The sequence below is a fragment of the Micromonospora alfalfae genome, from assembly GCF_022230925.1.
Taxonomy (GTDB): Bacteria; Actinomycetota; Actinomycetes; order Mycobacteriales; family Micromonosporaceae; genus Micromonospora; species Micromonospora alfalfae.
This window is the reverse complement of the sequence record NZ_JAKKFH010000045.1, coordinates 38,791-63,059: the sequence shown is the minus strand read 5'-3', so window position 1 is coordinate 63,059 and position 24,269 is coordinate 38,791. Positions and strand designations below refer to the sequence as shown.

Genomic DNA, 24,269 nt, shown 5'->3' with positions numbered 1-24,269 from the left:
TTTCCCCTTTGTTTGTGCAGCGCCGGACGAGGTGCTCACACCCCGCCGCCGCCCCCCTCTGGCGGTCGGGGTGTCCTACCCCCGAAGGAGCTACCCCTCATGAACACGATCTTCCGTAAGAGCATGCTGTCCGTTGCTGGTCTCGCGTTCGCCGGTGGTGTCTTCGCCGGCCCGATCGCCGCCCACGCCGCCACCCCGGCCGTGGATGCCAAGCCCGCCGCCGTGGCCGTCCAGTCGGCGCCGAAGCCGCAGGGCGACCAGTCCCACATCAGCCTCAACGATGAGCAGACCGCGAACGTGAAGGCGATCATCGCCGCGACGAAGAAGGCGGGTCTGCCGGAGCGGGCCGCGGTGATCTCGATCGCGACGAGCCTGCAGGAGTCGAAGCTGGAGAACCTGGGCCACCTCGGCGACATGAACGACCACGACTCGCTGGGCCTGTTCCAGCAGCGCCCGTCCAGTGGTTGGGGCACCCCGGAGCAGATCACCAACCCTGAGTACTCCACGACGGCGTTCCTCAAGGGTTTGAAGCAGGTCGACGGGTGGCAGGACATGCCCCTGACCGACGCCGCGCAGACCGTCCAGGTGTCGGCCTACCCGGACGCCTACGCCCAGTGGGAGCAGCAGGCCACCGACCTGGTTGGCCAGCACTGGAACAGCTGACCACCAGCACCACAGCAGGACAAGCACGCAACACCACCGCACGACAGCACCACCGCACAACAGCACCACCGCACGACACCGACCGCTGGCCGGCACCCGCAACCCCGGGGTGCCGGCCAGCGGCCTTTCCGTTGCGTCCGACCGCCGGACCGTCGGACCCGCGAGGCCGACCACCAACCACCGATACGCCGACCACCAACTGCCAACCATCAACAGCCGGCCCCGCTGGGGAATGTCGCGGCGCAGGGACCCAGGGCGGAGGCGGATGGCGTCACCATGCGGCACTCGTTCACAGATCTTGGACACTTTCCGTCCTGCGCTAACGGAAAGTGTCCAAGATCTGAAGGGACAGGCCGCCTTGTGGCACCAGGCTGGTGCGCGTCGGTAACGCGGACCGCCCGCAGCCAACCTGCAGCGGTCAGAAGAGGACGGTGGCCAGGGTGCCAATCGGTTGGAAGCCGCAGCGCTCGTAGACGCGGCGGGCCGGCAGGTTGAAATCGTTGACGTACAGGCTGACGGTGGGGGCGACCCGCAGCAGCGCGTCGCGGACCACGGCTGCCATGGCGGCGGTGGCGATGCCGCGGCCCCGCCATTCTGGTGCTACCCAGACGCCCTGGATCTGCGCCGTCCGTTTGGTCACCACGGCCAGCTCGGCTTTGAACACAACTTTGCCGTCGATGATGCGGGCGTACGCGCGACCTGTCCGGACCAGGTCGTTGACCCGCCGCCGGTAGCTGCGTCCGCCGTCCTCGGCCAGCGGGGAGACGCCGACCTCTTCGGTGTACATGGCCACCGCCGCCGGGAAGAGCCGGTCGACCTCGCCGGAGCGCACCTGGCGTACCTCCGGATCGGCTGGTACGGGTGGCAGCGTGTCGGTGACCAGCAGCGGCTGATTGGGGCGGACGTCTCGCGCTGGCCCCCACGTGTCGGAGAGGCGGTCCCACAGCCCGAGGACGGCATCGGCCCGGCCGACGATGGAGGAGCAGAGCCGCTCCTCGCCCGCGAGCAGGTCGGCGAAGGCAGCCACCGCTGCGTCACTGGCAAGCACGGGAGTCAGGTTGCCGCCGAGCCAGCAGAGTGACTCGAGGTTGCGGCGAGCCCCGTACCCCAGGATTCTGCCCTCGGCCCGCCACCACGAGAGTCCGCGCGCGGCGATCCGCTCGGCGACCTGCGCGCCCGCGAACGGGTCATGGTCGAGCAGTCGCTCGACCGCGCGGCGCTCCGATTCCCCCAGTTGGCGTACCGGCACCGTCAGCACGACTATCAGCCTGCCAGATCGGCACCCTGCTTCGCCGGTCGAGTGACAAGGCCGGCACCGTCTCCGCCGGGCCGGGTCCGCCCGGCCCATCGGACGACCGGGGGCACCAGGGCTCCGAGCAGGAGAAACAGGGCGCCGAGCACAAGCCAGCCGGGTACGCCCCAGCCGAGCGCGAGGGTGGTGACCACCACCGGTGCGAGCATCTTGCCCAGTTCGTAGCCCATGCCGTACGCCCCCTGGTACTGCCCTTGGGCGTCCGCCGGTGCGAGCCCGAAGGAGATCCCCCAGCCTGCGGCGGAGTGCCACAGCTCCCCGGTCACGTGCGCGACTGCCCCGAGGCCGAGCAGGCCCACCGCGCCGGCGGTGGGCAGCGCGCCGCTGGCGGCGAAGAGTACGCAGGCCAGGGCGATGGCCACGCCCGCTCGACGGGCGGCGCGGGCGGCTCCGGGCACGGTGGCGGCGCTCCGCGTGGCTCGTACCTGAAGGAGCACCACCAGCACGGTGTTGACCAGCGTCAACACGGAGATCATCCAGATGGGTGCCCGGGTATGCCCGGCGATCCACAGCGGCAGGGCGAGGGTGAGCAGGCTGAAGTGCATCGACATCAGCCCGTCGACCAGGGTGAAGGCGAGAAACGGGCGGTCGCGTAGGGCAATCAGCCGAGGCCCGTGCGCCGGGGCGGCGACCGGGGCGACGGCGGGCAGTCGGAGGAAGACCACCGCCGCGGCCAGTGACGCCGCCGCCGCGGTCAGGATCAGCGCGACGTACCCGGTTCGGGTGTCGGCGGCGATGGCGAACCCGCCGAGGACGGCGCCGACGGAGATCCCGACGTTGGTGGTGGCCCGCAGGTAGGCGCGGGTGCGGACCCGCTGGTCGGCCGGGATGGCTCCGGCGATCAGCGCGCCTCGGGCGCCCCGCTCGATTGCAGCGGCGAGCGCCGTAGCGGCTCCCACCAGCACGAATGTGGGGAACGACCGGACGGCGATCAGGCCGATGGTCGACGTGCCGCCGGCGAACAGTGCGCCGACCTGCACCCCGCGTGGGCCGATGCGGTCGGCTAGGTAGCCGCCCGGTGTGCTGGCCAGCACACCGACCAGCGCCGAGATGGTCAGGCCGATGCCCACCTGGGTCGCCGACAGGCCGACCGATCGGGTGAGGAAGAGCGCGCTTGCCACGAGCCAGAGGCTCCGCCCAGCGGTCTTGACCAGGGTGCCGAGGGTGAGGACCCGGGCCGGGCCCGGTGGGGGAAGTAGGCGCATGGTCGACACCCTAACAAGACGTACGTACGGTTTGGGAAATGCAGGGTTGTCGGCGATGCATTGCCGATATATCGTTGATGCATCAGCGATAGTCCTACGAAAGGGAGAGCCCGATGAGGTTCCACCGACAGCACCACCCGATGCACGAGGCGAGGATGCGGGGGTTCGGCTTCCCACCGATCCCGCCCGGTCCGCACGGTCATGGCCCCGAGCACGGATCCGGCGGCCCCTGGGGCGGGCGAGGCCGCGGCCGGGGTCGGGGCCGACGCCCCAACGTCCGAGCCTCCGTACTGGCTCTGCTCACCGAGCGGCCGATGCACGGCTACGAGATGATCCAGGAGATCGACTCCCGCACCGGCGGTGCGTGGCGGCCGAGCCCGGGTTCGATCTACCCCACGCTTCAGTTACTCGAGGACGAGGGTGTGATCGTCGCCAGCACCGAGGAGTCCGGTGGGGGGCGAAAGCGCTTCACTGTCAGCGAGGCCGGCCAGGCCGAGGCCGCCGAGGCCGCGCAGACCCCGCCGTGGGCGGACGTCGCCCAGGGCACGGTGAGCAGCTGGCACGACATCCGCGACTCCGGCGCGCAGGCGATGAACGCCCTGCGCCAGGTGATGATGCACGGCACCGACGACCAGCGCGAGCGGGCCGCCCAGGTGCTCGACGAGACCCGGCGCAAGCTGTACGCGATCCTCGCCGAATCCGAGTGACGCCAGCCCGCACCACAGCGCTCAAGCGCGCGATCAGCACAAACGCAGAGCGGCCGTTCCCCGCGCGGGGAACGGCCGCTTTTCCAGATGGAAAATCAGTGCACGGTGACGGTCGGGCCGGTGACCAGCCCGCGCAGCTCCTCGGGGAGCTCGGCGCCCATCTCGTCGGCGATCCGCAGCGCCTCCTCGATCAGCGTCTCCACGATCTGCGCCTCGGGCACCGTCTTGACGACCTGCCCCTTGACGAAGATCTGGCCCTTGCCGTTGCCGGAGGCGACGCCGAGGTCAGCTTCCCGGGCCTCGCCCGGACCGTTCACCACGCAGCCCATGACGGCGACCCGCAGCGGCACCGGCAGCCCTTCCAGGCCGGCGGTGACCTCCTCGGCGAGCTTGTAGACGTCCACCTGGGCCCGGCCGCACGACGGGCACGAGACGATCTCCAGGCCCCGCTCGCGCAGACCGAGGGACTCCAGGATCTGGTTGCCGACCTTGATCTCCTCGACCGGCGGGGCGGACAGCGACACCCGGATCGTGTCGCCGATCCCCTCGGCCAGCAGCGCGCCGAAGGCGACCGCCGACTTGATGGTGCCCTGGAACGCCGGGCCGGCCTCGGTGACGCCGAGGTGCAGCGGGTAGTCGCACTGCTCGGCGAGCTGCCGGTACGCCCGGATCATCACGACCGGGTCGTTGTGCTTGACCGAGATCTTGATGTCGCGGAAGCCGTGCTCCTCGAAGAGCGAGCACTCCCACAGCGCCGACTCGACAAGCGCTTCGGCGGTGGCCTTGCCGTACTTGCTCAGCAGGCGCTTGTCCAGCGACCCGGCGTTGACGCCGATCCGGATCGGCACCCCCGCCGCCCCCGCGGCGCGGGCGATCTCCTTGACCTTGTCGTCGAACTGCCGGATGTTGCCCGGGTTGACCCGGACCGCAGCGCAGCCGGCGTCGATCGCGGCGAAGACGTACTTGGGCTGGAAGTGGATGTCGGCGATCACCGGGATCTGCGACTTCTTGGCGATCGCGGGCAGCGCCTCGACGTCGTCCTGGGACGGCACCGCCACCCGGACGATCTGGCAGCCGGACGCGGTCAGCTCGGCGATCTGCTGAAGGGTCGCGTTGATGTCGGAGGTGAGGGTCGTGGTCATCGACTGCACGGAGACCGGCGCACCACCACCGACCGGAACCGAACCGACCATGATCTGGCGGCTGGCCCGACGGGGAGCGAGCGGCGGGGGCGGCACGGCGGGCATACCGAGACTGATAGCTGTCACTTCAGGCACTCACCTTGAGAAGAGCGTGATGGGGTTGACGACGTCCGCGGCGATGGTCAGCAGCGTGAACGCGCCACCGATCAGGATCACCACGTACGTGAAGGGCATCAGTTTGAGGTAGTCCACCCGACCGGGGTCGGTCCGGCCGATCCGCGCGTAGACCCAGGAGCGGGCCCGTTCGAACCAGGCGATGGCGATGTGGCCGCCGTCCACCGGGAGCAGCGGCAGCAGGTTGAACACGCCGATGAAGAAGTTCAGCGACACGAAGAGCATGAAGAAGACCAGCCAGGCGTTGTTCTCCACCGCTTCCCCGCCGAGTCGGCTGGCGCCGACCACGCTGATCGGGGTGTCGACGTCCCGCTCGCCGCCGGTGAGGGCGGTCCACAGGGCAGGGACCTTCTGCGGGAGGCGCTGGAGCGCCTGGGCGGTGCCGACAGCCAGGTCGCCGGTGAAGTCGGCGGTGGCGCCGAAGGCGCCGACCGGGCCGTACGTCACGCGGGTGGGCGTGCTGGGGACGAGCCCGACGCCGAGCGCGGCCACCGGCGCGGCGGCACCGTTGGGGTCGTTCAGCGGCGGACGCTGGGTCTGCGCGAGCACGGTGCTGGTGGTGCCCGGCTGCCCGTCGCGGACGTACGCGATCTGCGCGGTGTCGCCCGGCTTGAGCCCGCGCAGCGTGGTGAGCAGGTCACCGTATGAGTTGATCTGGGCGCCGTTGACCGAGGTGATCCGGTCGCCGTTCTTCAACTGCGCCTGGGCGGCCGGGCTGGCCGCGTCGGCGGGCGTGCATGCTCGCAGCGAGTTTTCCGGCACCACGCACTCACTGAGCCGGATGACGGCGGGCTCCTGGCGGGCCTGCGCGTCCGTGGTCGGGAAGTCGGGGTTGGGCAGGCCGGCGGAGACGGCGAGGATCCAGATCGTGACCAGGGCGAGCGCGAAGTGCGTGATCGACCCGGCGGCCATCACGATCGTCCGCTTCCAGACCGGGTAGCGCCACATCACCCGCGACTCGTCGCCCGGCTCGACGTCGTCGTCCTGCGGCGTCATCCCGACGATCTTGCAGAAGCCGCCGAGAGGGATGCCCTTGAGGCCGTACTCGGTCTCGCCGCGCTTGAACGACCAGATGGTGGGGCCGAAACCGACGAAGTACTTGGTGACCTTCATCCCGAACATCTTGGCGGTCAGCAGATGCCCCGCCTCGTGCAGACTCACCGAGATGAGAATGGCCAGGGCGAAGAGGACCACCCCGAGCAGGTACGACATCAAGCTCCTTCCACCGAACCCGCGATGATCTCCTGCGCGTGCGCGCGTGCCCACGACTCGGCCGCGAGCACGTCCTCGACGGTACCTGGTTCGTCGAAGTCCGGAGCCTCCTCCAACACCCGTTCGAGGGTGTCGACGATGCCGAGGAACGGCAGTCGGCCCGCCACGAACGCGGCCACGCACTCCTCGTTCGCCGCGTTGTAGATCGCCGGCCGGCACCGCCCGGTCTCCCCGGCGGCCTTGGCCAGGGCGACGGCCGGGAACGCCTCGTCGTCGAGCGGCGCGAACTCCCAGGTGTGCGCGGCCGTCCAGTCGACGGCGGAGGCGGCCTCGGGCACCCGGTCCGGCCAGCCGATACCGAGCGCGATCGGCAGCCGCATGTCCGGTGGGCTGGCCTGGGCGATCGTCGACCCGTCGACGAACTCGACCATCGAGTGGATCACCGACTGCGGGTGCACCATCACGGCGATGTCGGCGTAGGGCACGTCGAACAGCTCGTGCGCCTCGATCACCTCAAGCGCCTTGTTGACCATGGTCGCCGAGTTGATCGTGACGACCGGCCCCATGTTCCAGGTCGGGTGCGCGAGCGCCTGCTCGGGTGTGACCTGCGTCAACTCGTCGCGCCGCCGACCCCGGAACGGGCCGCCGCTGGCCGTGACGATCAGCCGCCGCACCTCGCCGCGCGAACCGGAGCGCAGACACTGGGCCAGCGCCGAATGCTCCGAGTCGACCGGCACGATCTGCCCCGGCCGCGTCACAGCGGCCTTGACCAGCGGGCCGCCGGCCACCAGCGACTCCTTGTTGGCAAGCGCGAGGGTACGACCACCGCGCAGCGCGGCCAGCGTAGGAGCGAGGCCCAGCGAGCCGACCACCCCGTTGAGCACGACGTCGCACGGCCACTGGGCCAGCTCGGTCATGGCGTCCGGGCCGGCCACGATCTTGGGAAGCTTGAAGTCGCCGGTGGCCCACCCGCGCCGGCTCGCCTCGGCGTAGAACGCGAGTTGCAGGTCCTGCGCGGCGGACGCCTTGGCCACCCCGACCGCCTCGACGCCCAACTCCAGGGCCTGGGTGGCGAGCAGCTCGACATTTCCGCCGCCGGCACCCACGGCGACCACCCGGAACCGGTCCGGGTTGCGCCGGACGATGTCGATGGCCTGCGTGCCGATCGAGCCGGTGGACCCGAGCAGAACAAGGTCGCGGGGGGAAGTCACAGGCCCATTCTCCCCCACCCCCGCCGCACGCCCGCTGGGAGCCTCAGCCCACCCCCGCCGCTGCCGCCCGCCCTCGCTCCCGCCCTTGATCAACACCACATCGCCGATCTGGCGGTAACACCGCTCCCCGATACCCCCACCTCGCCGACCTCGTGTCGATCAAGGGGTGACTCAGCCCTCCTCGCCCGACTCCTCTCGTCCAGCAACTCGGCCGGGTCGATGGAGAACTCGAAGGGCTCCCGCATCGCGAAGGTGCTCCCCGCCGCAGCGGCGGCCAACGGCCGGTACTCGCCGTCGGACAGCTCGAACAGGGCCATGGTCGGCACGCGGTTACGCAGAACGACCCGGAGAAAGAACGGCACCCCGACCGCGGCGTACTCGCGAAGCCTGTCGATCACGTGACTTGCGCCGTGAGACCCGCTAATCGACAGTCTGGCCAGCTTTCCTGTCCATGGCCCAAGGATCGCCACCATCGGCAGATTTCAGCGGATTCCAAGAGCCTTCATGCCATTGCGGTAAAACATGGACTGCATTCCCGCCTCCTCTCGCACGTTGTCAATGAATTGAGGGCTGAAGCCTGCGGTCGACCCTGCCACAAGATCAAAGACATGCGCTTGAGCGCGGAGCTCAAATGCGGCCCAAGATTGTTGGGAATCAGGCAAAGGCGCAGAGGCTCGATCCATCTCCATTGCAATCCGCAACGCCTGGCCGGCAATCGTGCAACACCGTTCGACATCGTCAACCGATCGATCAAGGAGGGTTGAAATTACATCGATGGCCGCCGCTGCTGCCTGAAACCCGGGGCGACTCGACGCTCGAATGCGTTCGGTGAACAGCTGGAAACTGTCCTTCAGGTGCATTTCTAGTGCATCGGACTGCGCAAACCCTGTCAACTCGCGCCATCTCAATTCCACCCCTTGCTTAGGGTCAAGGGTGTCAGTGGCGAATGGCCTGTCCAAACGCTCAAGAAAAATGGGAAGCAGAGATGTGACCCTTGTAGCAGCCGCCACAGAAACAAGGAGCTCTTCGTTAGGTATAGACATAGCATCCCTCACGATCGTTCCTTCACCACCTAGCTCGAGTGGGGGTCACAATGCGCCCGCCAAGCCGTTCGATCAGCGGCGCACAGTAATCATCACAGAAGTCGCGACTGGCAATCAGAAGCTTCGGCTCGACTCCCAGATTCATCGCCTCAGTCAACAGCTTCCCTTCTGCATGATTACGGCCCAGCAGGTGAGGGTTGTCGCTCACTCGAGGCAGTCCTGGGTAGATACGGAACGCTTCATCTGCATCATCAAGTAAATCGATCTGACGATTGGAAATGTTGGATCTCGCCCCAACCGCGAAGAGGTCCACACCTTCGACGACGTGCAAGCCGCCTACAGTCCGGAACCCGGCTCCGGCTCCCATCTGTTCGGTGAGGGCACTGACCCTACCCTGCAGCGCGGCCGGGTCTTCGTCGCCTGAGGTGCCACAGTTGTGAACCAGGACCGGCATGGTCCCGGCGAGCACGTAGTACGTGTGGGTGTTGGCGACGGTGAGGTTGTGGACGGTGGCCGACGCGGTGCTCCAGCGCTCGATCGCCGTGATCTGCACGAGGGTTCCGGCGCTGGTTCGCAGCATCTGGCCGGATCGCAGGTCGGTGGCGTCGACCCACTCGTTCAGCTCCGGCACCCAGAACGGGTGCCCGTCGGTCGCGGTGACCTCGGCCGTGTCCGAACCCTGCTCACCGTCGGTGTCAATGGTGACCTTCACCAGGTGTTTGACACCCTCACCCTTGATCGAGGCGGCGACCGTCTCCACCTCGACCCGACCCGTCTCCGGATCAGTCACCTGGACCTTGTCGCCCGGCTTGACGTCCTCGACCGGCTTGGCCGACCCGTCGGCCATGAGCACCTTGGTACCGGGTACGAAGCTGTTTCCAGAAGTCTTGCAGGAGCCGCCGCTGGAGCCGCCGTTACTACGTTCCGAGGCACCTGCTTTTCCGCCGGGCTTGGAGTCGCCCTTGCCGGCACTGGACTTCCCAGCACCGCTCGATTTGGCCGACGATCCCTTCGGGTTGCTCTTGGCCTGGGCCTGTTTCTGCGCCGGGTTGCCCGTCTTCTTCGAGGCGTTCGTCGCCTTGTTGCTCGTCGTGCTGACCTTGTCGGCGGCCTTCTTCTTGGCTGCCTGCGCGGCCTTCTTCGCCCGCTCGATCGCCAACTTCTTGGCGTTCAGCGCCGCTGTCTCCGCCGCTCGGACGGCCGCCAGGACAGCCTCAGCCGCCCGTTTCGCGGCCTTCCACGCCTGGATTGCCGCGATCGTCCGGTCGATCGCCCTGATCACGGCCGGGATCTTGCCGATCTTGCCCCAGGGGATCGCGCCGATGATCAGGCTGCCGCACGCCCACATGTCACCGCCGAAGCAGTTGATGGCGTCGTTGATCCCGATGAAGTCCTTCAGCATGTACCAGGCCGAATCGAGGATCACCGACATCAGCGACCGGCCCATGTTCGCCTGCGCCTGGGAGACCATCGCCGCCGACAGGCCCGCGCCGGCCAGCGCCGCAGCCGTCTCCGACGCGGTCAGCGCCACCGACAGACCCGACGCGTCCGAGTGGGTGACCGGGTTGTTGTGGGCGTACGCGTACCCGTTGGACTGGGCCGGGTCGTTCAGGTCCAGGACCGGGTCCGCGGAGAGGAACCGTCCCACTGTCGGGTCGTACAGACGCGCGCCGAGCGGGGTGTAACCGGAGGCGTCGTCGCGGACCGCACCGAGGAAGCCGGTGTTGCTTTGCATGTTGACGCTGAGCGGGGTGGTGCCACGCTGGTTGCCGAACGGGTCCTGCTTGCGGATCCGCACCGGCATCGCCGTGTCGTGCATGCCGATCTCGGCGTACGTGCTGCCCTGGTGGTCGCCGGCGAGGGCCAGCAGGTTGGAGCCGGAGACAGCGCGGTTCGCGTAGCGGACCACTGTGCCACCCGGCGCGGCGTACGAGCGCTGGACGGAGATCTGCACCCCGCCCGGCTGAACGGTGAGCTGCGCGTCGCCCAGGTTCAGGGTCGCCTGGCGCTGCTGGATCGTCAGGAGACGGGTGCCGCCCGGCCCGTAGATGTGCCGGGTCTCGTCCTGCGCCTCCCACTGCTGGGCGGGCACATTGGCACACGTGGCCAACACGATCGGCGTGCCATCGGCGGTCGCCGCGTCCTTGACGGCGACGCACAGTCCAGACGCGGTGTGCTTGAGCTGGCCGGTCGACAGGCGTTCCAGCTGCTGGCCCACCGAACTGTTGCAGGTCTGCACCGCGAGGACCGAGCCTGCGGTGTTGGCGGCCGGCTGGACACACCAGTTGTCGTACGCGGCCAGCGTGCCCAGGTTGGCGTTGCTCTGGTTCGGGGTAGCAGCGAACGCGAACTTCTGGGCGGGCGACTCGTTGCACGGGTAGAGCATGAGGGGCTGGTTGGGGGTGGCGAGTCCGTTGGTGAGGTCGAGGCACTTGCTGGCCAGACCGACGTACGGGCTCTTGCCCTTGGTGCCCGCACCGGCGATCCGGTCGATCTGGCCGTCGTAGGTCCAGGACAGCGTCTGCTGGTCGCCGTTCTGGATGGAGGTGACGGACTTCGTCTCGCCGGTCAGCTCGTACAGCCGCTCGGCCGCCGCGGTGACCGCGGCACCGGCCGGGGTGACGTAGTTCTTGGTCACCTTGGTGAGGGTCCGCGGCTGGCTGCCGTCGGCCTTGCCATAGGTGTACGTGCTGGTGGCGTCCTTCGCGGTGGCGCCGGTCAGGTCCTTCTCCACCAGCTTGGTGCGGTTACCGAGCAGGTCGTACTCGTACTCCTGCCAGTAGCCGGACTTGTCGGTGCCGATCGCGACGTTGAGGGTGCCGTCCGTGTTGATCGGGCCCGGGGAGCACTGCGCCTGGTTCTTGGCGGTCCAGGCCGTCTTCACCCGGCCGAGCGAGTACTGGAAGCACTGCCGTTCCTCGATGCCGGTCGCCTGCTCGCGGATCGCGAGGATGTTGCCCGCGTCGTCGTAGTTGTAGGAGCGGTTCGAGACGAGGTTCCCGCCGACGATGCTCTTGTCGCCGGTCTGCTCGCGGTAGACCTGCTGGCTGTTGAGGGCACCGCTGGCGTCGTCGTACGAGGCCATCGTCCAGACCCGGTACGGCTGGGCGCCGAGGGTGGACCGCAGCACCTGCCCGTACGGCGAGTAGACGGTCTCCGCGCCGTACCAGTCCTTACCGGACACCGAGAGGGGCAGACCGTCCTTGGTGTAGCGGACGAGAAGCTTCTCGGACGGGAGACTGCCGACGGCGGGGAGTGTGGTCGACTCGGGCAGACCGGTGTCGGTGTAGTTGTACTCGTAGGTGTAGGAGGTCCGCAGGCCCCACGTGTTGGCGACGGTCTGCGGCAGCGTGAGCGTCGTCGACGTGGGCTGGTAGTCGCTGCTGTAACCGCCGACCGTCTGGGTGTACGGCAGACCGTCGGTGTAGCGGGTGGCGCTGGCCGGCAGGCCCTTGCCACCGGCGACGGTGTCGTAGGTGAACTCACCCAGGAGCGTGCCGGTGCTGCTGCCGAGCCGCTGAGACGTCGGGCGGGACAGCTGGTCGTACCCGTTCCAGACCGTGATGCCGCGAGCGTTGGTCGAGGTCAGTTGCCGATCCCGGTGGTCGTACGTCATCCGGCTGGTGCCGGAGTCCGGGTCGGTGGAGGTCTCCATCCGGCCGCGCTGGTCGTAGGTCCAGGTCCACGGGCGGGTCGGGCTCGCGGAGTGGCTGGCCTGCGCGAGTTGGCCACGCGCGTCGTGCTGGTAGCGCATCGTGGTGAACTCGGTGCGGGCGCTGTTGGTGAAGGTGTCGACGCGGGTGGTCCGGCCCAGGGCGTCGGTGAACAGCCGGTAGGAGGTCGCACCCGCCGGGTTGATCACCGTGGAGTGGTCGGCGCCGTACGCGTAGCGGGTGGCCCGGGCCGGCTGCTCGACCTCGGCCAGTACCGGCAGCTCCTGGGTCACCCGGCCGAGGCCGTCGTAGGTGTAGAGGGTGGCATTGGGTACGGGTGCCGGGTTGTCGGGGTCAACGTACGGCGTGAACAGCTGGCCGTTCGGCGCTCCCTTGGCGAGGTAGGCGTTGTTGGTCCGCCACACCTCGCCGGAGCTGTTGTAGTGGGTGTCGGTGATCAGCCGGCCGCCGCCGGTGGCCTCCTCCTGGGTCTGCCGTTCGCGGCCCAGGCCGTCGTAGATGGCGACGGAGGTCTGGATGCGGTTCTCGTGCCCCCGGCTGAAGGTGGTGATGTACGGCGGCTTCCCGGCGGGCACTGTGTACTGGGCCCGGAAGTCCGGTACGGACGTGGACGACGGGGTGCGTCCAGGTCCCCACGCCTCGACGAGGCGGCCCAGCGCGTCGTACTTCGCCTCACTGACCCGGTCGTTCAGGTCGGTGGTCTTGACCGTGACGGCGCGGCCCGGATCCAACTCCCGGACCTGCCTGTGCCCGAGCGAGTTCTCCTCGGTGACGCTGGTGGCCTGGCCGGTGGCCGGAGTGTAAGTGATCTTGGAGGTCTTGCCGTCCGGGTCGGTGCTGCTGACGACGCGACCAGTGGCGTCGAAGCCCGTGGTGCCGTCGTTCTGGAAGCCGGAACCGTCGCCCTTCAACGACCAGGTCTGGCTCGCCAGCCCGCGGGTCGAGGCGCCGAGCGCGACGTCGTACGCCTGCCCGTCGTAGGCGACCCGGCCCGCGGAGCTCAGCGTCTTCAGGTCGTCGAAGTTGGCCGCGGCGCAGGTCGTCGGGCTGGTGCGGATCTGCTTGGTCAACCCGATGAGGTTCTTGTCGTCGCGGTGCAGGTACTCCATGAAGGTGCAGGACTCGTCGCCGGTCTTGCCGGTGTCACCGAGGGACTCGATGTACGTGGGCAGGCCGTGAGTCGCCTCGTGGGTGGTCTTCGTCTCGACGGTGCGCAGGGTGCGAGTGTCGTCACCGGTGCCGGAGGACCTGGTGTACGAAGCCTGCCGGGGCTCGGTGACCCGCCATGCCTGCAGGGGGCTCAGGCCGTCGTCGCGTGAGCGCGTCGCGAGTTCCTGCGCGGCGGGGAACGTCACGCTGCGGGTGAGCCAGTCGCCGTCGGCGTCGGCGGCGTCGGCGTCGGCGGCGTCGGCGTACGTCAACTCCTCGGCGACCCGGCCGGCGAACGCCTCGTGGTCCCTGGCGATCTCGGAGCCGGTGGAGTCCTTCACCGAGACGGTGTCGCCCAGGCCCCGGAAGTACCGGGTGACGGACTTGCTCCGCTTGCTGCCGATGTCGGGGTCGTCGGCACCGGTGATGACGGTGACCTTCTCGACGCCGGCGAACTGGGAGTACGTGCGGGTGGACTTCTTGGTGAATTCCTGCTCGGCGAGCCGCCATGCCGGCTTCTCGTACGCGTACCCGGTGATGGTGGTGTACGCGCCGTCCAGGTTGGGGAGTTCCTCGACGCTGTCGACGACGTACTTCTGGAACCAGTCGATCTCCTCGACCGCCGGGTCGGGGTGCCAGAAGGCGGGGTAGCACAGCCGGTCGTTGGCCTTCAGCTCGGCGGTGTCGCCCTTGCCGGGCAGGCCGGTGCCGTCCTTGCAGTCACCCACCGGCGCCTTGTAGTTGATGACGGTCTCGCCGCCGTACTCGTTGATGACCCGAGCGATGCGCAGGCGGGAGAAGCCGGGGCGGTTGTCCCGCTTGACGCGGTTCGGCATCTCCTCGGTGTTGGACTCGAAGCGCACCGCGTTGAGCGCGATCTTGTCGCCGCTTCGGCCGTGTCCGGTACGGGTGATGGACTCCAGCCAGAGCGCGGTGTTGGGGCCGGTCTTGAGGATCGGGAACGACTGCTTGAGCTGGTACTCGTCCACGAGTTGGAGGGTCTTGGCCGACGTCCGCTGCGCCGAAGTGGTGATCTTGTCGAGGCGCTTGCGGGTGAAGAAGGACGGCGAGGCGTTCCAACACTTCTGGTCGGCGGCGCACCGCAGGTCCGCCGGAGTGTCGTACCAGATTCGGTACTTGTCGGGGTTGGTGCTGGCGAAGTTGCCGTCGGTGCAGGTGAGGGATCCCTCGGCGAAGCAGCGTTCCGCGACGCTGAAGGCGATTCGCGCCAGCGGCGCCTCGGAGAAGAGATTGTCCTTGCGCTGCCCGTAGTCGATGCGGGTCAGGTAGCCGCCGCGGTCGTAGCTGACCGGGTCCTTGAAGTTGAAGTTCCGGGCGTAGTGGTTCGTCTCGCGTTCCCACCACAGGCTCATGGCGTTGCCGTGGATGTCCTCGACGTAGTCGAGGGACCACCGCCATGCCTCGGTGCAGACCGAGCCGGCCCAGTTGCCCGCCTTGTAGCAGGGCTCGTTCGCGTGGTTGCTGTACACCGGAACGGTGAGTACCGAGTTGGTGACCGGATCGTCCGCCGCGCTGCCCCGGTCGGACCAGCCCGGAAGCCGGTTGCGGCCGAAGTGGTAGCGGGTGCCGTCGCGGGTCGTGACGATCCAGTACTCGCCGTCGGCGTCACCGTTCGCCAGGCTGGTGTCCTGCACCAACTGGACCTTGGAACCATCGCCGTTGGCAGTGAACCAGGCGTCCCTGCCCTCGTCCCAGACCAGCTCGGTCGTCATGCCGGCAAGTGACAGGGTGGCGTTCTTCGAGCCCCAGCAGAGGTCGGCGGTGCGGTGCGAGGAGTTGTTCGCACCCGGCTTCTTCGAGTCCTCGCGGCAGCTGGCGTAGCTGCGGGTGATCGCCCCCGCGCTGTAGTCCCAGCCGTCACCGATCCAGGAGGACTGGTTGTTGCTGGCGGAGGTGCGGCCGTCCACCGACTGCGAGGAGTACGACAGCGACACCTTCGGCATCAGGCCGGCGGCCGTCTCGGGCGTCTGTACCTGGTACGAGTAGGTGAACGCGCCAGAGGACGAACCTGCGGCCCAGGAGCCCGAGGAGAGCAGCGGAGTGGCGGTGAAGTCGCCGGCCGCCGACGCGCCGGTGTCCAGCACGCCGACGACGCTTGAGCTTTCCGCCGCGGCGGCGCGTGCGCCCGCCGCACCCTGTGCGCCGAGCAACGCGCCGACGGGCACCTTGCCCGTGACGACCCGCTGCGTCGGCTCGTCCGCGGTGGCCGCGACGCGTGCCGACGCCCGCTTGGTGGGCACCAGCTTCACCTCGCTGGACACCGCCTGGGCACTCGTCGCACCGGGTGCTGCCCACATCGTCCCGCTGTCGCCGGTGGCGCAGTCTCCGCTGTCGGGGGCGTCGAAGACGCAGTCGGGCAACAGCATGACGCCGAAGCGGTCGGCCGCCTGCGGGCCGTACAGGTCGGCGAAGTCCGTGTAGTTGACGTCGAGAGCGACCTCGGCGGCCGGGTCGGCGGTGGCCGGCGGGGTGATCTTCATGATCAGGCCCGACACGCTGGCCGCCTGGGACGCCTCGGGTGCGGCGAGATCGACGGTCCAGGTCCCGGCGAGGGCAGCCGGGTCACCACCCGCCGGTACGCCGAGGGCGACCGGCAGGTCGTCGACCTGCTTGGTCGCGCCGGCCTCGACGCCGGTCAGGTCCACGGCGCCACTGTCCTGCTGCCACGGCGCGACGGACTTGGGCGCGTACGGAACGACCGGCACCTCGTCGGCGGTCAGCAGGTCCGAGTCGGCTTCCTGGTTCTGCAGGACCTGCTTGGTCTTCGGGACGTCCGGCAACTGGACCTGGGTGTCCTCGCGGCTCATGCCGGCGCCCGGCACCGCCCACGCCGGCGCGGGCACGGACGTCGCGACGAGTGTCGTGGACAGGAACAGCACCATCGCCGTACGGGCGCGGTGCCCCCGAGGGCGAAGCGGCTCCGTCGAGGTCCGTCGGCCATGCCACCGCCGGGACAGCAACCCGATACCACGCATACGTGTCGACTCCACCCAGGCGCAAAACGAACGAGGAGGCGCGGAAGACCGCGAAAAGCACGTGCCGGATCGGCACGTGCGTGAGCACTCTGCGGTAGACGGAGTCACTACTCAAGGCCAGCCGATCGTCACCGGATCGGCCATCGGTGATCTGGGTCACGCCGCCATTGGTGATGAGCTGGTTGCGGATGGCAACAATCGGGCGTGCGGGAAAATGCGCCCAAATATCCCTGAATCAGGCTGGCAAAACGTACACAAGATCGAATTACGCGTGAACCCCTGGCGACTTCCCAGTTTTTTGTAACGGATCAATAACGTTGCCCGGGCGGACGAAAAAGACTCACGTCGTGCGATCGTGTGCTCGCGTTTTGCCCCGCGGCCCGCCGAACGGGGCTGCTTGTTGTGCCATCCCCCTGTTGTCGGCCCCCACGGGAGTAGAAGCGCCGTGACCGTGCCTCGCCTGCTCAGCCCACTTGTGCGTACGCGCTTCAGGCTGACTCTCACCCTGGGCGTCCTGCTGGCCGCACTTGTCGCGACCCCACTGCCATTGCGGTGGACCGACCAACCGCGCGACACGGCCCTCGCGCCGGTGCCGGTCGCCCCGCGCGACGAGGCGACCGCGATGACCGACGCCCGGCGGACCGGCACGGACGTGCTGGTGGATACGGCCACCAGCGCCACCTCGCTCACCTGGGCCATGCCGAACGGGCACTTACGCACCACTGTCCACGCCATCCCCCAGCGGTCGAAGAACGCCGCCGGCCAGTGGGTGGCGGTCGACAACACGCTGACCCGCGGCGGAAGCACCGCCAGCGGGCTGGACATCCGACCCGTCAACGCCGTCACGCCGGTGCGGTTCTCCGGCGGCAGCGACCCTGGTCAGCCGGACGGTACCCCGACCGTACTGACCGAAATGGACGTCGAGGGCCACACCATCGCGTACACCTGGCCCGGCCGACTGCCGAAGCCGGTGCTCGACGGCCCGCGCGCCCTCTACCCCGAGGTCCACCCCGGAGTCGACCTGCTCGTCGTCGCCCGTGACGACGGCGGTGTCGGACAACTGCTGATCGTCAAGAACCGAGCAGCCGCCACGATCCAGGCCGTCAGCTCCCTGACCTACGGTCTGCGGTCCCAGACGGTCGTCTTCCGCCGCGACGCGACAACCGGCGGCGTCCTCGCCCTCGACAAGGTCAGCGGCGAGGAGGTCAGCTCGATCCCCAGCCCGTTCGCCTGGGACTCCGCCGGACGCGACCCGGAGGCGCCCGACAGCGCCCCCCGCACCTCCGTGGCCACGTCCGCCGACGTGCTGAAGTTGTCCGGCCTCGTCGGCAGTGAGCCGGGTGCACGCGAGGCCCAGATCCCCACCCGGCTCGACGGCGACGGCACCGGCGACGTCCGACTGCACCTCGACGCCGCCGCCACCGGGCTGCTCACCGGCCCGGACGTGCTCTTCCCCGTATTCCTGGACCCGACCCTCACCAGCGGCAAACAGGCCTGGGCCACCGTCTATTCACAGCACCCCAACACCAACACCTACAACGGCACCAACTTCAACTCCGGAACCACTGACGCCCGGGTGGGCTACGAGGAGGACACGCCGCTGCGAGCCCGCTCGTTCTGGCGGATGGGTTACAACGCCTCGATCAAGGGTGCAACTGTCACCTCGGCGAGCTTCAAGGTGCTGAACAACCACTCGTGGAACTGCTCCGCCCGCGAGATGCAGCTCTGGCGCACCGGTTCCATCTCCAGCGGCAGCACCTGGAACAAGCAGCCGGCATGGGCAGAGGAACAGTCCCGACGGTCTTTCGCCTACGGGTACGGCAGCAACTGCGCCGACGACTACGTGAGCTTCGACGTGAAGAAGGGCGCCCAGGACGCCGCCAACGGCGGCTGGCCGAACCTCACCCTCGGCATGCGCGCCAGCAGCGAGTCCGACACGCTGACCTGGCGCAAGTTCAAGGTCACCTCCGCCGAGCTGACCGTCACCTACAACCGGCCGCCCAACGAGCCGACGGGCGGCACCACCTCACCCGGCGGTAGTTGCGTGCCCGGCCCGGGCGGAGGCGTAACGGTGGCGAAGACCAACATCGTCCTTTCCGCGTCCGCCTCGGATGGTGACGGCAACCTCAAGAGCCTGCGCTTCCGCTTCTGGAAGAACGGCACCACCACCCCGGCGGGCACCGTCGTCACCGCCACTGTCGACGGCAAGGCCACACTGACGATCCCCTCCGGCAACCTGGAGGACAAGGCGATCTACTCGTGGGAGGTGAGCGCCGAGGACGCGGTGGGCGCCACGTCCTCGTTCTTCCCACCCGGCAACGAGCCGTGCCGCCTCACCATCGACGCCTCCGCACCCCCGGCACCGGACGTCGCCAGCGACGTCTTCAAGCAGGCCACCCCCGACGGCGCGACGTGGGCCACGATCAAGTTCGGCGAGACCGGTCCCATCACGTTCACCGCCTCCGGCGCCACGAGTTTCACCTACTCTTTCGAGAGCATCGGCGCCGTGACCGTGGCAGCGACCAGCGGCAAAGCCACAGTGCCCAACCTGGCACCCCGGCACGCCGGCCCCACCACCCTGCACGTGTACGCGTACGACTCGGTCGGCAACCGCAGCGCCCGCACCGATTACACGTTCTACCTGCCGCCACGCTCGACCGCCGACGGGCCTGGCGACACGGGCGGTGACGGGATTCCCGACCTGCTCCTGGTGGACTCGTCGGGCAACCTGCGCAACTACGCCGGTGACACGGGCGGCGAGCTGTACGCCTGGCTCGTCGGCTCCTACAGCGACGGCAAGCTCAACCCGACGGGTCACTGGTTCGACCCGAACACGGGCAGGGCGGCCCTGCTCACCAAGCACACCGACACCTATCCCGGCGACGGCACGACCGACATGTTCGCCCGTACCCCGGACGGCGGCTTCTGGCTCTACCCGGGCGACGGGTATGGCACCTTCGACGTCGAACGTCGGCTGCGGGTCATCCTCCCGGCCACCGGTGTCGGCGGAACCGCGGTGCCCTCGCCGGACACCTGGACCCAGATCAAGGCCGTCGGTGACATCACCGGCGACAAGCTCCCGGACCTGATTCTGCGGGCCGGGCCCGCCTTCTGGGCGCTGAGCGGCTACACGGGTGGCAGCTTCCAGGAGGCGACCCTGATGGAGGGCACCGCCTGGGCCCGACGCGAAGTCGTCAACGTGGCGGACATCGATCTGGACGGCACGCCGGACATGCTCTGGCGCAACCTGGACAACGGCAACATGTACGTCCGGCACGGCAAGCCCGGCTCGCTCCCGGGCAGCGTGAACCTTGATTCGCTCAAGTCGGCCGCCGGCTCGCGCAGCGGAGACGTCTCGTACGGGACGGGATGGTCCGAGGCCAACATCAGCGCCATGATCAGCATTCCGGACGTCAGCGGAGACCGGGTTCCCGACTTCTGGACCCGGTCCGGCACCGACGGCATGATGCGGATCTATCACCCTTCCACCACCAGCACCGGTGGGCAGGTGAAGGTCGTCCTGGGTGACGACTGGCGCGGGGTCAAATCGTTCGGCTGACCCACTCTCGTTGAGCGACACGCACAGGGCCTGAGTAGCTGTCTACTCAGGCCCTGTGCTTTCGGCTCGGCGGTGCGGGGGCTGCCGGCCCGATGCCCACGACAGACCTTGCGCAGCGGTGCCCAGCACGAAAGTCGGGGTGTCCGCAGATACGGACACCCCGACTTGACTGGAACCGTGTGATCAAGCGGAGGGCTAGCCGCCGTTGATGACGAACTGCGAGCCCGGCTGGATGACGATGTTGCCGTCGGCCGAGTTGGTGATTGTCACGTTGGTCAGGTTGGCGTTGCCGCGCGCACCGCTCATCGCGAGGATGCCGGCACCGTTGACGGACCTGTCGATCCGCACGTTGGTGACCGCAAGGTTCGGTATGTTGCCGCCACCGTTCTTGAACTGGATGCCGTCGTACGTGGAATCGATGATGTCGGTGTCGCGGATCGTGACCCCGACGATGTCCCTGGTGGCCGGGAAGATCGTGATGGCACCGAACTCCTGGTCCTCGTTCCAGAAGGCGCCGCCGGTGCGGTAGAGCCCGTTGTTGGCGATCAGCGTCGTGCCGGAGAACGGCAGCGGGTCGTGGTCGGTCGCCAGCATGATGCCCGGGTAGTTGGCCGTGTCGTAGATCAGGTTGTTCTCGATCGAGTTGTCGTAGCCGCCGTAGATGGCGATGCCGTTGGCCCGCCAGGGCAGCTGGATGGTGTTGTTGACGAAGTGGTTGTCGTGGGCGATGTCGACGTTGCGGTCCTTGACGTACGGGTTGGCCCAGACGGCGAGCGCGTCGTCACCGGTGGTGCGGAAGGACGAGTTGAACACCCGCGAGTTACGCGTGCCGTTGCTGAAGTTGATGCCGTCGGCGTACGTGTTGCGGATCCGCATGCCGGAGAAGTCCAGCCCGTCGGCCGGCCCCCACAGGTCGGGGATGTTGTCGTAGTCGCGCCCCACCCAGACGCCCACGTTGGCGTGCTCGATCCAGACGTTGCTGATCTTCGTGCCGGTGCCGAAGCGACCGTTCAGACCGACGCCACCCTCGGCGTTGCCGTCACCGCCGCGGATCCGGCCCGAGCCGAAGATGGCGATGTCGGAGATCTGGGTGTTCTTGTCGATGTCGAAGCCGAAGTTGCCCTCGTGCGGGTGGTTGATGCCGCCCACCACGTTCTGCGGTTCGGTCAGCGTGTAGAGCTGCGAGTGCCACATGCCGGCGCCCCGGATCGTGACGTTGCTGATGCCGACCTGGTTGTGCGTACCCCGGTTCAGCGGGTCGTCGGTCAGGATCTTCTGCTCCTGCCGCCACTGCCCGGCGGGGATCCAGACGCAGCTGATGACGCCGTTCTGGTCGTCGTCGGTCACCGCCCGTTGGATGGCGGCGGTGTCGTCGAGCCCGTCGTTGGGGACCGCGCCGTACGAGGTGATCGAGGTGCAGCCGGCCGGTTGGCTCGCCGCCGGCGCGACCTGCTCCAGATCGATCATGTCGATGACGTAGAAGGAGGCGGTGTCACCCGAGTCGCGCTGCAACTTGAACCGGGTGCCGGCCGGATACGACTGGGCCAGCAGCGCGTTCGACTCGTCGAAGAGCCGCCGGGCGTCGGCCTGCGGGGTGTTGGTCAGCGCCTCCGGCCCGTCGGTGTTGCCGTAGAGCCAGCTGTGCTTCGACGACAGCGTCAACTTCCGGGAGAAGACGTCGTTGACGTAGAGGCTGATGGTCGCCTCGATGCCGCCACCACCGGGCGCGTCCGGGATGGAGTTGCGCACCACTATGGAGTTGGCCTGGTTGGCCGAGGTGAACTCGACGAACTGGCCGGTGCTGGTGAGTCGTACCGACTTGCGACCCGAGGACTCGCTGGCGAAGTTGGTGTGCCCGAAGGTACGCAGCGGGTCGGCCTCCAGCAGCGTGCCCTGGTAACGGCCGGCCTCCGCCTCGTAGGAGACGTACGGGACGGCGGCCCCGCGACCGACCACTATCGACTGGCTGAACGCGTTGTTTGTCTCGTTGGTCTCGGTGACCAGGTTGGTGGCGTCGGCGGTGGCGGTGAGGGTGGCGCCCCCGCTGGTGGCGGTCCAGCTACCGCTGACGGGCACTGTGACCGTCGCGCCGGCGGCGATCGAGGCGGTGCTGGTGTTGAGGGTGGTGCTGCCCGCCACCAGCCGGGTGACAGTTGTCGCGCCGGTAGCTGTGGTGCCCCGGTTGCGAACCGTCACGGTGAAGGTGACGGCCGCCCCGACGGCCGGGTTCGGCGGGTTCGAGGCGATGCTGAGCACCTGGAGGTCAGGGCCCGGGGCCTGCGTCACCACCAGCGGCGACGCCGCGGTGAAGCTGTTGTTGCCGTTGTTCTGCTCGACGATCGTGTTCGCCGGGTCGACCACCGCCGAGACGGCGTAGCTGCCCATCGGCCGCGTGCCGGCGTTGAACGACACCGTGGTGGAGGCGCCCGTGGCGAGCGTGCCCACGGTGGCGCTGCCGACGACCGCGCCGGCCAGGCTGAAGTTCACAGTGGTCGCGCCCGCGGCGGCCGACCCGATGTTCTGCACCACGGCCGAGAGGGTGACCGCTGAGACCTCGCTGGGCGACGTGGGGGACCAGGTCACGGAGCTGACGACCAGATCCGGGTTGGGTGCCGGGGTGCCGCACACCTCAAGCTCGGCCACCTGGCCGGACGGGGCACCGGTGTTGCCGGTGAACCGCAACTGCACGTCAGCTGTGGTGGCGCTGACCGGGATGGTCACCAGGTTGGTGCCCTGGGTGAACTGGTAGGCCGCCGCCGACACCAGACTGGTGTACGTCGACGACGCCTGGTCGCGACCGAGGACCTGGATGGTCTGGGTACGGGTGCCCCAGGCCGGGTCCGGGTTGAGCTTCACTGTGACACCGGAGATGGAGTGGTTCGCGCCCAGCGCCACTGTCAGGTTCTGCGGGTAGCTCGCCGCCCCCTCCCAGTAGGTGCTGAGCTGCCCGTCGTTGGCCTTGTCCGGGGTGAAGCTGAAGGTGGAGCCGCTCGCCGTCATGCTCTTGCCCTGCGCCACGTTGGTGCAGGCCGGCGGGTTGCTGCCGGTCCGGGTGACGGTGTTGCTGTTGCCGGAGAGGTTGCCGGCGCCGTCGCGAGCACGGACGAAGTACGACACGGTAGCCGTCACCGGCTGGGTGTCCTGGTAGGTGAGGACGGTGCCCAACGTGGCGATCAGGCTGCCGCCCCGGTAGACGTTGTAGCCGGCGAGCCCACTGCCACCGGAGTCGGTGGAGGCACCCCAGGTCAGCGTGATTGTGCTGCCCGACGTGCTCTGCGACAGGGTCCCCGGGACGCTCGGCGCTGTGGTGTCACCGCTGCCGGTCCGGGTCACCGTGTTGCTGTTGCCGGACAGGTTGCCGGCGCCGTCGCGGGCCCGGACGTGGTACGACACGGTGGCAGTCGCCGGCTGGGTGTCGTTGAAGGTGGTCACGTTGCCGACGGACTGGAGGAACGCGCCGTTGCGGTAGACGTCGTAGCCGGCGATGCCGCTGCCGCCCGCGTTGTCGGTCGACGCGACCCAGTTGAGGCTGATGGTGGTGCCCGACTGGGTGTAGGAGAGGTTGCCGGGAACGCTCGGCGCTGTGGTGTCGGGGGTGGTGCCGCCGCTGCCGTACACCTCCAGCTCGGAGAGCTGCCCGGCCGGCCAGCCGCTGTTGGCGGTGATGGTGATCCGGACGTAGCGGGTGGAGGTCGAGCTGAAGTTGATCGTGGCGGTGCTGCCGCTCGCCGGGTTGAAGGTGTAGGTCTGCGACCCGACCAGGTCGGTGAAGGACGAACCGTTGGTGCTGCCTCGCACGCTCAGCGTCTGCGTCCGGGTGCCCCAACCGGAGGTCGGCAGCTTCAGGACGACCTGGTTGACGCTCTGCGATGAGCCGAGATCGACCTGCACCCACTGCGGGAAGGCGTTGTTGACGCTCTCCCAGTAGCTGCCCGCGTTGCCGTCGACGACCTTCGACGAGTCGTAGACGTCGGCGTGGCCGCTCTCCTGGGTGGGACGGCCCTGGGCGAGGTTGGTGGCCGCCGGCGCGAAGCCGGTGCTCGGTGCGGCAGCCGGGTCGACCGGTCGGGCGGCGGCGGCCGGGCCAGCGAGGGCGGTCGCCCCGGCCGTCGCGATCAGCGCGGCGGCGGCCGTGGCCGCCACCATCCTGAACAGATTCGTTCGTCTCATCACTGTCCTTGTCGTCGGGGGACGGTTGCCGCGGTGGCTGGACCACGGGGTG

Annotated in this window: 12 protein-coding genes; 3 read left to right on the top strand and 9 right to left on the bottom strand. The window is 68.6% G+C overall.

Going from position 1 to position 24,269, the window contains the following annotated elements; genetic code table 11:
* Positions 1 to 99: 99 nt before the first annotated feature.
* The gene (locus MED01_RS29335) at positions 100 to 663 is read left to right on the top strand and encodes a hypothetical protein (RefSeq protein WP_238671723.1); all 564 of its coding nucleotides are present in this window, start codon (positions 100 to 102) and stop codon (positions 661 to 663) included.
* A gap of 418 nt (positions 664 to 1,081) precedes the next feature.
* Here MED01_RS29335 and MED01_RS29330 read toward each other — a convergent pair whose 3' ends face one another.
* Positions 1,082 to 1,921, bottom strand: coding sequence for a GNAT family N-acetyltransferase (locus MED01_RS29330; RefSeq protein ID WP_196921561.1), 840 nt, complete (start codon positions 1,919 to 1,921; stop codon positions 1,082 to 1,084).
* A 5-nt stretch (positions 1,922 to 1,926) separates the two neighbouring features.
* A complete protein-coding gene (locus MED01_RS29325) occupies positions 1,927 to 3,180 on the bottom strand; it encodes an MFS transporter (protein WP_238671722.1) in 1,254 nt (417 codons plus the stop codon).
* A 113-nt stretch (positions 3,181 to 3,293) separates the two neighbouring features.
* On the opposite strand from MED01_RS29325, the gene MED01_RS29320 reads away from it, so the two are divergent.
* Positions 3,294 to 3,887: a PadR family transcriptional regulator gene (locus tag MED01_RS29320; RefSeq protein ID WP_238671721.1), complete on the top strand. Its 594-nt coding sequence runs from the start codon at positions 3,294 to 3,296 to the stop codon at positions 3,885 to 3,887.
* 95 nt (positions 3,888 to 3,982) lie between these two features.
* On the opposite strand, the gene ispG is transcribed toward MED01_RS29320, so the two are convergent.
* From ispG to MED01_RS29290, 6 genes are all read right to left on the bottom strand, one after another.
* Positions 3,983 to 5,155: a flavodoxin-dependent (E)-4-hydroxy-3-methylbut-2-enyl-diphosphate synthase gene (gene ispG / locus MED01_RS29315; RefSeq protein ID WP_112588507.1), complete on the bottom strand. Its 1,173-nt coding sequence runs from the start codon at positions 5,153 to 5,155 to the stop codon at positions 3,983 to 3,985.
* Positions 5,156 to 5,164: 9 nt separating this feature from the next.
* Entirely contained in the window at positions 5,165 to 6,415 is a 1,251-nt protein-coding gene (locus tag MED01_RS29310; RefSeq protein ID WP_238671720.1) for a M50 family metallopeptidase, read from the bottom strand.
* Entirely contained in the window at positions 6,415 to 7,626 is a 1,212-nt protein-coding gene (dxr, locus tag MED01_RS29305) for a 1-deoxy-D-xylulose-5-phosphate reductoisomerase (protein WP_238671719.1), read from the bottom strand. The genes MED01_RS29310 and dxr overlap by 1 nt, the downstream gene beginning before the upstream one ends.
* An 89-nt stretch (positions 7,627 to 7,715) precedes the next feature.
* A complete protein-coding gene (locus MED01_RS29300) occupies positions 7,716 to 8,024 on the bottom strand; it encodes a hypothetical protein (RefSeq protein WP_238671718.1) in 309 nt (102 codons plus the stop codon).
* Between the two features lie 84 nt (positions 8,025 to 8,108).
* The gene (locus tag MED01_RS29295) at positions 8,109 to 8,681 is read right to left on the bottom strand and encodes a hypothetical protein (RefSeq protein ID WP_238671717.1); all 573 of its coding nucleotides are present in this window, start codon (positions 8,679 to 8,681) and stop codon (positions 8,109 to 8,111) included.
* 10 nt (positions 8,682 to 8,691) lie between these two features.
* Positions 8,692 to 16,488, bottom strand: coding sequence for a ricin-type beta-trefoil lectin domain protein (locus MED01_RS29290; protein WP_238671716.1), 7,797 nt, complete (start codon positions 16,486 to 16,488; stop codon positions 8,692 to 8,694).
* A gap of 445 nt (positions 16,489 to 16,933) precedes the next feature.
* On the opposite strand from MED01_RS29290, the gene MED01_RS29285 reads away from it, so the two are divergent.
* Positions 16,934 to 20,047: a DNRLRE domain-containing protein gene (locus tag MED01_RS29285; RefSeq protein WP_238671715.1), complete on the top strand. Its 3,114-nt coding sequence runs from the start codon at positions 16,934 to 16,936 to the stop codon at positions 20,045 to 20,047.
* A gap of 195 nt (positions 20,048 to 20,242) precedes the next feature.
* On the opposite strand, the gene MED01_RS29280 is transcribed toward MED01_RS29285, so the two are convergent.
* The gene (locus MED01_RS29280) at positions 20,243 to 24,217 is read right to left on the bottom strand and encodes a CARDB domain-containing protein (protein WP_238671714.1); all 3,975 of its coding nucleotides are present in this window, start codon (positions 24,215 to 24,217) and stop codon (positions 20,243 to 20,245) included.
* Positions 24,218 to 24,269: the final 52 nt, after the last annotated feature.

What these genes read in the sequence shown, in the direction of transcription:
- MED01_RS29320 (WP_238671721.1), top strand. Translation starts at nt 3,294, where the DNA reads ATGAGGTTCCACCGACAGCACCACCCGATGCACGAGGCGAGGATGCGG.
- MED01_RS29325 (WP_238671722.1), bottom strand. Translation starts at nt 3,180, where the DNA reads ATGCGCCTACTTCCCCCACCGGGCCCGGCCCGGGTCCTCACCCTCGGC.
- MED01_RS29280 (WP_238671714.1), bottom strand. Translation starts at nt 24,217, where the DNA reads ATGAGACGAACGAATCTGTTCAGGATGGTGGCGGCCACGGCCGCCGCC.
- MED01_RS29335 (WP_238671723.1), top strand. Translation starts at nt 100, where the DNA reads ATGAACACGATCTTCCGTAAGAGCATGCTGTCCGTTGCTGGTCTCGCG.
- MED01_RS29310 (WP_238671720.1), bottom strand. Translation starts at nt 6,415, where the DNA reads ATGTCGTACCTGCTCGGGGTGGTCCTCTTCGCCCTGGCCATTCTCATC.
- MED01_RS29290 (WP_238671716.1), bottom strand. Translation starts at nt 16,488, where the DNA reads ATGCGTGGTATCGGGTTGCTGTCCCGGCGGTGGCATGGCCGACGGACC.